The 7,022-nt window shown below is 61.9% G+C and carries 7 protein-coding genes and 1 pseudogene; 2 read left to right on the forward strand and 6 right to left on the reverse strand.

The genetic code is table 11. The features are described from left to right. Positions 1–26: 26 nt before the first annotated feature. Complete coding sequence (locus RA25_RS14530) at positions 27–1,310, reverse strand: isoprenylcysteine carboxylmethyltransferase family protein (protein WP_082023078.1); 1,284 nt, start codon at positions 1,308–1,310, stop codon at positions 27–29. 256 nt (positions 1,311–1,566) lie between these two features. Between RA25_RS14530 and RA25_RS14535 the strand changes: the two genes are divergently transcribed. Continuing rightward, complete coding sequence (locus RA25_RS14535) at positions 1,567–2,688, forward strand: serine/threonine protein kinase (protein WP_039173426.1); 1,122 nt, start codon at positions 1,567–1,569, stop codon at positions 2,686–2,688. A 74-nt stretch (positions 2,689–2,762) separates the two neighbouring features. Here the strand turns inward: RA25_RS14535 and RA25_RS14540 are convergent, their stop codons facing one another. From RA25_RS14540 to RA25_RS14560, 5 genes are all read right to left on the reverse strand, one after another. Beyond that, complete coding sequence (locus tag RA25_RS14540; protein WP_039173428.1) at positions 2,763–3,290, reverse strand: hypothetical protein; 528 nt, start codon at positions 3,288–3,290, stop codon at positions 2,763–2,765. Continuing rightward, complete coding sequence (locus RA25_RS14545) at positions 3,265–3,477, reverse strand: hypothetical protein (RefSeq protein WP_241477421.1); 213 nt, start codon at positions 3,475–3,477, stop codon at positions 3,265–3,267. The genes RA25_RS14540 and RA25_RS14545 overlap by 26 nt, the downstream gene beginning before the upstream one ends. Then, positions 3,477–5,297 (reverse strand): M3 family oligoendopeptidase, encoded by a 1,821-nt coding sequence (locus RA25_RS14550; protein ID WP_039173429.1) that lies wholly within the window; start codon positions 5,295–5,297, stop codon positions 3,477–3,479. Before RA25_RS14550 ends, RA25_RS14545 begins: the two co-directional genes overlap by 1 nt. Before the next feature lie 147 nt (positions 5,298–5,444). Next, complete coding sequence (locus tag RA25_RS14555; RefSeq protein WP_039173432.1) at positions 5,445–6,407, reverse strand: alpha/beta hydrolase; 963 nt, start codon at positions 6,405–6,407, stop codon at positions 5,445–5,447. Further along, a complete protein-coding gene (locus RA25_RS14560) occupies positions 6,407–6,697 on the reverse strand; it encodes an SCP2 sterol-binding domain-containing protein (protein WP_019294699.1) in 291 nt (96 codons plus the stop codon). Before RA25_RS14560 ends, RA25_RS14555 begins: the two co-directional genes overlap by 1 nt. A gap of 101 nt (positions 6,698–6,798) precedes the next feature. Here RA25_RS14560 and RA25_RS14565 point away from each other — a divergent pair. Then, positions 6,799–7,022: pseudogene (locus RA25_RS14565) on the forward strand (tetratricopeptide repeat protein); the annotation flags it as partial.

Raw genomic sequence — 7,022 nt, forward strand, 5'->3', positions numbered from 1 at the left:
ATACCTGGCGTCAGCGCCCGAGGGGTCTACCGGGCAGGGGCGGTTTCGGGCGGCGAATACCGCAGCGCCGGCAGAACGCGGCCCAGCCAGCGCAGCTTGCCGTGCTGCTCAATCCACATGGCATAGGCCACATAGGCCGGGTCCTCGGACAAGTGCCGCTCCTCCGCCTTGGCGCGTAGCAGGTAGATCCCGTTAATCCCCAGCAAAAGCAGCGAAAGGCGCAGCGCCTCGGCGGCGCCTTCAGTGGTGAAGAACGGCACCGACAGCAGCCACCAGGAGATGTTCTTGAACAGATAGGACGGGTGCCGGGTCCAGCGGTAGGGGCCGTTGGTGATGATGCCGCGGTGCGTCAGGTTGGAAAACCGGATGCCAAAGGAGGCATTGGCCCAGGCCCACAGCAGCTTGGCCGTAACAATGGCACTTCCCCACAGCACCACGCCTGCCTCCGATCCGCCCAGCATGTCCAGCCAGCCCAATCCATCGTTGTAGTCCAGATACTTGCGACCGATGACCGAGAAAAACGGCACATACATCGCCAGCGTCACCGCCCAGCCCCAGAACAGCGGGTTGCAGGAGCGGATATGGGAATTGGTGATCCGGAGCGTCAGCACATAGCCGATGCTGACAAAGGCCAGGTCGATGCCGACCGTCAGCCGCCCCATGTAGTGGACGAGGGCGGGGAAGGAATCCACCGCGGCGGCCAGCGGGGTTTTCAGCAGATAGGCGGCGTTGCCGCTGAAATAGACAAACATCAGCGGCAGGAAGAACCCTTTGATAAGCCAGCCTAGGGCATAGTCCCGCAGAACCTCCCAATCCACCTTGTCCAGCTGCCCAAGAAACAGATAGCCCGCATGCTGGTAACCGTCGCCGGGGGCCTCCATCCGCAAATCCACCACGATGAAATAGGGCACTGCCAGAGCCAGAAGAACCGGCAGAGCGATGCGGCAGGCCTCCCAGAACGGTGTATAGAAACTCCGGTGGTATTCCGGAAACAGCCAATAGGCGGCAGCGATCACGGCCAGCGTGCCGCAAAGCCCGGCCAGCTTCTGCAGGATCCGCGGCCAGTTGATCTGCTTCTGCCCAAGACGGCCAAGCCCGGTCGCCGGGTCTGAACATGTCCTTAGCCAAAGCAGCTCATGCCCCAGCATCGGCAATGCGGTTGCCAGCATTGCAATTATCCCCGCCTCAACCCTCGCGGTACCGCTGCCGTGCAGCAGGACCAAAGCAGAGACATAGCCCGCCAGCCCAAGCAGCATTGTAAACTGGCTGGTGGCCGAGGGCGGCGGTGCTGACGCGGGCCTGTCACTCATTCTGCTGAAACCGGTTCCTGGTATCACTGTCTCCTGACCCTAGCCCGTTCTGCGGCAGTTTCATCCCTCGCCGCCGCGAACGGCCAAAGCCTCTTCCCCGCTTGCCCTGCCAGTGTTATATCCTGCGCCGGGCTCACAGGCGATGGCGTCGCCGCAGGCAGATCGCTCTGGCCCAAAACCACGCTCCTGTACGCCGGGACTTTCAATCGGGAGATTGAAGGCCCCGCCTTTGCCTCCCAAGACAAGGGAGGCATTCATGGCCTGGTCGCCGGAGAAAACTGAAGTCAAAAGCTGGAATGAATGGGACACGCTGCGCCATGTGATTGTGGGCCGTGCCGATGATTGCCACATCCCGCCGGAAGAGCCCGCGCTGGATGCCAAGGTGCCGGAAGACAGCGACATGCGCGGCCAGTGGGGCCGCCGCCCGCAGGAGACCATAGACCGCGCCAACGAACTGCTGAACAACTTCGCCGATCAGCTGCGCGGCCGCGGCATCCGGGTGGACCGCCCGGTCTCCATCGACCATTCCCAGCCGGTGACCACCCCGGATTTCCACACCGACAGCCAGTTCGGCTGCATGCCGCCGCGCGACGTGCTGCTGACCGTCGGCCATGAGATGCTGGAAGCCACCATGTCCTACCGCTGCCGCTGGTTCGAATACCTGAACTACAGGCCGCTGCTGAAGCAGTACTGGGAGGACGATCCGAACTTCCGCCACGAGGCTGCACCCAAGCCGCGCCTCACGGACGCGGACTACCACCCGGATTACCTCAGCGACAAAATCGGGGTGGCCAAGCGGCTGGAATGGGCAGCGGAAAAGTTCTTTGTTACCACCGAAGAAGAACCGCTGTTCGACGCCGCCGACGTGCTGCGTTTCGGCAAGGATCTGGTGGTACAGCATGGCTTCACAACCAACCTCAAGGGCATTGAGTGGCTGCGCCGCCACTTCCCGGACCACCGGGTGCACACGGTGAATTTCCCGGGCGATCCGTACCCGATCCACATCGACGCCACCTTCACGCCGCTGCGCCCGGGTCTGATCCTGAACAACCCCCAGCGCCGCCTGCCGGAAGAACAGCGCGCGATGTTCAACAAGAACGGCTGGGACATCGTCGATGCGGCCCAGCCTGCCCACAACACCCCGCCGCCGCTGTGCTATTCCTCCACGTGGCTCAGCATGAACGTGCTGGTGCTGGACCCGAAAACGGTCTGCGTCGAGAAATCAGAGGTCTACCAGGCAGAGCAGATGGACAAGCTGGGCATGGAAGTGGTCGAGGTCGAGCTGCGCGACGCCTATGCCTTTGGCGGCGGTCTGCATTGCTGTACCGCGGATGTCTACCGCGATGGCGACTGCGAGGATTACTTCCCCAATCTGTAAGTTCTGAGTAGAAAAGATCAAGATGGGAGCACCGGGTCAGTTTGGACCGGTGCTCCCGTTTCAGCGGACGATGTCTATTCGTGCCAAACGCGGATAACGAGTTTGTCGGGACCGCTCGGGTATTGGGCAACTGCGCCTGCCCCGGCTGCATTTAGGACCTTGAGGCCAAAACCTAGTTCATCTTCCGCAGCCCATTCTTCGAACTCCCGGACATATTGAAACATGCGCTGAAAGTGGAAATTGTCCCCGATGTTTAGCCGTTTGGTTGCACCCATCTCTTGCGTTGCAGCGCTTGTGGCGCGTCTCAAGAAGTGCCTCAACTCATAGTCGCCATTCTTGTTGAACGGCTCACTTGTGATGGTTTCATACATGGCGTCAAAGAAAGTATTCGGCGGGATGTCGTCAATGTCGGCAATGGGCAGAGAATCATCGACCTGAAAGCTAGCCTTGTCGATTAGATTCAACGCCGCTTGGTATCGTTGCTTGGGCGGCCCTTGTAGCTTTGGCGCAGGCTCTCCCGTGTGCTTTTCATACAGCTTGAGCAATTTTTTGGTATTCATTGCGTAGGTCTTAACACTACCGAGAATGAAGTCGTCTCGCATGGTACTTTTTCCTGAAAATGCCGTGGGCGCGATTTTGATCAAGGATGGCGTGGAAATCCACGCCGTCCTCATCTTCTTCAAAAGCCTGGGCTACGGTGCCGGAAAAACGGATTTGATCCGGTTCAACCTCAATACGGCTTACCAGGTCAAACTCGCTGCGGGCCACCGGGCGCAGGGCTATTGGCATCAGTCTTCCATCGCTTCCAGCTCGTCAATGAAGCCGGAGATCATCGAAAGGCCCTTGTCCCAGAACTTGGGGTCGGTGGCGTCGAGGCCGAAGGGCGCCAGCAGTTCCTTGTGGTGCTTGGAACCGCCGGCCTTGAGCATCTCGAAATACTTGTCCTCAAACCCTTCGCCGCCCTCGGCATAGACCGAGTAGAGCGCGTTCACCAGACCATCGCCGAAGGCATAGGCGTAGACATAGAAGGGTGAATGCACGAAGTGCGGGATATAGGCCCAGAAGGTCTCGTAGCCTTCCATGTACTCAAAGGCTTCACCCAGGCTTTCCGCCTGCACCGACATCCAGATGGCGTTGATGTCATCCGGGGTCAGTTCGCCGCCGCGGCGGGCTTCGTGCAGCTTGCATTCAAAGTCATAGAAGGCGATCTGGCGCACCACCGTGTTGATCATGTCCTCGACCTTGCCCGCCAGCAGCACCTTGCGCTGCTCCTTGGTTTCGGCCTTGTCCAGCATCTTGCGGAAGGTCAGCATCTCGCCGAAGACAGACGCGGTTTCCGCCAGGGTCAGCGGGGTGGAGGAGAGCATTTCGCCCTGTTCCGCCGCCAGCACCTGATGCACGCCGTGGCCCAGCTCATGCGCCAGGGTCATCACGTCGCGCGGCTTGCCCAGGTAGTTCAGCATCACATAGGGGTGCACGTTGGTGACGGTGGGGTGGGCAAAGGCACCGGGCGCCTTGCCGGGCTTCACGCCCGCATCGATCCAGCCGTCCGAGAAGAACGGCGCGGCAATCTCACCCATGCGGGCATCAAAGGCGTTGTAGGCCTCCATCACCGTCTTTTCAGCCTCATCCCAGCCGATGGTGCGGGTATCCTCCAGCGGCAGCGGCGCGTTGCGGTCCCAGACCTGCATCACGTCCAGCCCCAGCCATTTGCGCTTCAGCTCATAATAGCGGTGGGAAAGCTTGGGGTAGGCGGCAACCACTGCCTCGCGCAGCGCCTCAACGACCTCGGGCTCCACGTCGTTGGAGAGGTGGCGGCCGGTCTGCGGGCTGGGCATGCCGCGCCAGCGGTCGATGATCTCTTTCTCCTTGGCCTGGGTGTTGTGGACACGGGCGAAGGTCTTGATGTTCTCGCCAAAGACGCGCGCCAGTTCGCGGGCCGCGGCCTCGCGCTTGCTGCGGTCCTGCTCAGTCAGCAGGTTCAGGGTGCCTTCGATGTTCAGCTCTTCGCCGTTCACGGTGAAGGTGAGGCCCGCGATGGTCTCGTCAAACAGCTTTTCCCAGGCGTCGCCGACAATGCCGAGATCATGCATGAATTTCTCCAGCTCATCCGACAGCTGGTAGGGCTTCATCGAGCGGATGCGGCGGAAAACGCTGTCATAGCGCGCCAGTTCCGCATTGGCGGCCAGATGCGCGTTCATCACGCTGTCTTCGATCCGGTTCAGTTCCAGCGTGAAGAACACCAGCGGGGTGGTGGCGATGGTGACCTTTTCCTGGCAATCGGACAGAAAGGCCGCGCGGGCGGCGTCGGTGGTCAGCTGGTAATAGCGCAGCCCCGCAAAGGACATGATGCGGCCGGCGATGTTGTTGATCTTCTCATTGCGCTGCACGCATTCCAGCAGCCCGTCTGCATCCAGATCAGCGAGCTTGCCCTCGTAATCGGCGGCAAATGCGGCGCATTCCTTCTCCAGCCACTCCAGGTCGCGGGCCAGTTCGGGGGCGTCCTCAGACGCGTAAAGATCGCTGAGGTCCCATTCCGGCAGATCGCCGAGGCCGCCGGAACCGGCAGTGGCGTTTGCGTCGCGGACGGGGAAGGGAAGCTGGAACATGGGGGCTCCTGTCATGAGAAATGCATTGACCCAACATCTAAGGGCGGGCTTGCGGGATCACAAGCAGGCGGATGCCGGGCTGCAAGAGAATGGCATTTTCGGGTAAGAGCCGGGTAAACGGGGCGTACGCAGCCCAGGCAACGGGGGTCAGCGGCTGTACTGATCAAACAAGCGGCACATGCGGGAAAACACATGGGCGCGGATTTCCGGGGTTTCCATCATCACCTCGTGCTGGGCCCCCTTGATCAGGTCCAGCTCGCCGCCCGGCCAGCGGTTCATGCGGTCGTGAATGGCGCCGGGATTGACGATCTGCTCGTCAGTGCCGAGGAAGGTGATGCAGGGCAGGGCGGGGGAGGGCATCGCTGCCAGTTCCGCGCATTCCTGCAGGCTGACCCGCAGCCATTGGATGGTGGGACCGCCAAGCGCCAGATCCGGCTGTGCCGCCAGTTGGGCGTGCATCAGCTTGTACATTTCCGGATCGGTGGTCAGCGTGTTGCCCTCGAACGGGGTGATCTGCACGTATTGCTCCAGCGCAGTGGTCGGCAGCAGCCGTTCGTCCAGGCGCAGCAGCGGCGCGATGCCGCCAAGGGCGTGGACGAGCGGGCGCAGCAGCGGCGGGATCTGGATGCCCCACATCGGGCCGGTGAAGCAGCAGGAGTTGACGTCCAGCCCCTCGATCAGGGCGCGCAGGCCGATGGCGCCACCCATCGAATGGCCGACCAGATGCCAGGGCCGGGGCAGGTCCAGCTGCGCGGCCAGCGCGGCCAGCGCCTGCACATCTTTCTGAAAATCAGTGAAATGGCCGACATGGCCTAGCCGCCGTTCTGCCAGCATCCGCCCGGCCAGCCCCTGGCCACGCCAGTCCACGGTCAGGGTGGCATACCCGCGGGCGGCAAACTCGGCCGCGGCGGGCCCGTATTTCTCGATATATTCCGTGCGTCCGGGGAACAGCAGGACCGTGCCCTTTGCCTCCCCTTCAGGACGCCAGTGGCCCGCACGGATGCGCAGGCCATCTGAGGTGTGCACCCAGTGGGCTTCCCCGCCTGCCGGTCCCTGCGCGATTTCCGCAAACAAGGGGGCGGGCTGGAGGTCCACCGGGGTTCCGTCCATCAGGCCAGCGCCGAGGCGAGCTGCATCGCCGTGCCCATGTCGCCGTCAATGGTCAGCTTGCCGGACATGAAAGCGGCGGTCGGGTTCAGGTCGCCCTCAAGGATCGACTGAAACGTGTCGGCGTCGGCGGACATGGTCACGTCGGCCTCTTCATCGGCGACGCGGGCGCCGGAGCTGTCCAGCATGATGGCACCCAGGCCTTCGATCTGGAATTTGGCGGAGGCGGTGAATTCGCCTGCATCCAGTTTGCCGTTCAGGGCCTCAGCTGCCTGTTCAAGGGTAACGCTCATCTTGATCCTCAATCTGTTTTGCGCGCCTTATAGCACAAACCTGTGAAGCCATAGCAGCTATTACTGGTAAATGCAGCGCGCGGGATTACACTGGGGGCATCATGGTGGCAAATTTCCCAAAGCTCAAAGCTATCGTGGCGGCAACGGCTGCCATGGCCGCGCTTTCCCTGCCTGGCAGTGGTGCCGCGCAGGCGCTGTCTGCCGAGGTGCTGCTGCAGGATCTGGCGCAGTCCGAAGCATCGGAGGCCGCGGCGATTGACCGCGAGCTGCAGGCGCTGTGGGCCAGGAGCGGTTCTCCTTCAATGGACCTGCTGCTGCGGCGGGG

Origin of the sequence: Leisingera sp. ANG-S5, from assembly GCF_000813925.1 — a bacterium.
Taxonomy (GTDB): Bacteria; Pseudomonadota; Alphaproteobacteria; order Rhodobacterales; family Rhodobacteraceae; genus Leisingera.

What these genes read in the sequence shown, in the direction of transcription:
- RA25_RS14560 (WP_019294699.1), bottom strand. Translation starts at nt 6,697, where the DNA reads ATGAGCGTTACCCTTGAACAGGCAGCTGAGGCCCTGAACGGCAAACTG.
- RA25_RS14555 (WP_039173432.1), bottom strand. Translation starts at nt 6,407, where the DNA reads ATGGACGGAACCCCGGTGGACCTCCAGCCCGCCCCCTTGTTTGCGGAA.
- RA25_RS14545 (WP_241477421.1), bottom strand. Translation starts at nt 3,477, where the DNA reads ATGCCAATAGCCCTGCGCCCGGTGGCCCGCAGCGAGTTTGACCTGGTA.
- RA25_RS14530 (WP_082023078.1), bottom strand. Translation starts at nt 1,310, where the DNA reads ATGAGTGACAGGCCCGCGTCAGCACCGCCGCCCTCGGCCACCAGCCAG.
- RA25_RS14535 (WP_039173426.1), top strand. Translation starts at nt 1,567, where the DNA reads ATGGCCTGGTCGCCGGAGAAAACTGAAGTCAAAAGCTGGAATGAATGG.
- RA25_RS14550 (WP_039173429.1), bottom strand. Translation starts at nt 5,297, where the DNA reads ATGTTCCAGCTTCCCTTCCCCGTCCGCGACGCAAACGCCACTGCCGGT.
- RA25_RS14540 (WP_039173428.1), bottom strand. Translation starts at nt 3,290, where the DNA reads ATGCGAGACGACTTCATTCTCGGTAGTGTTAAGACCTACGCAATGAAT.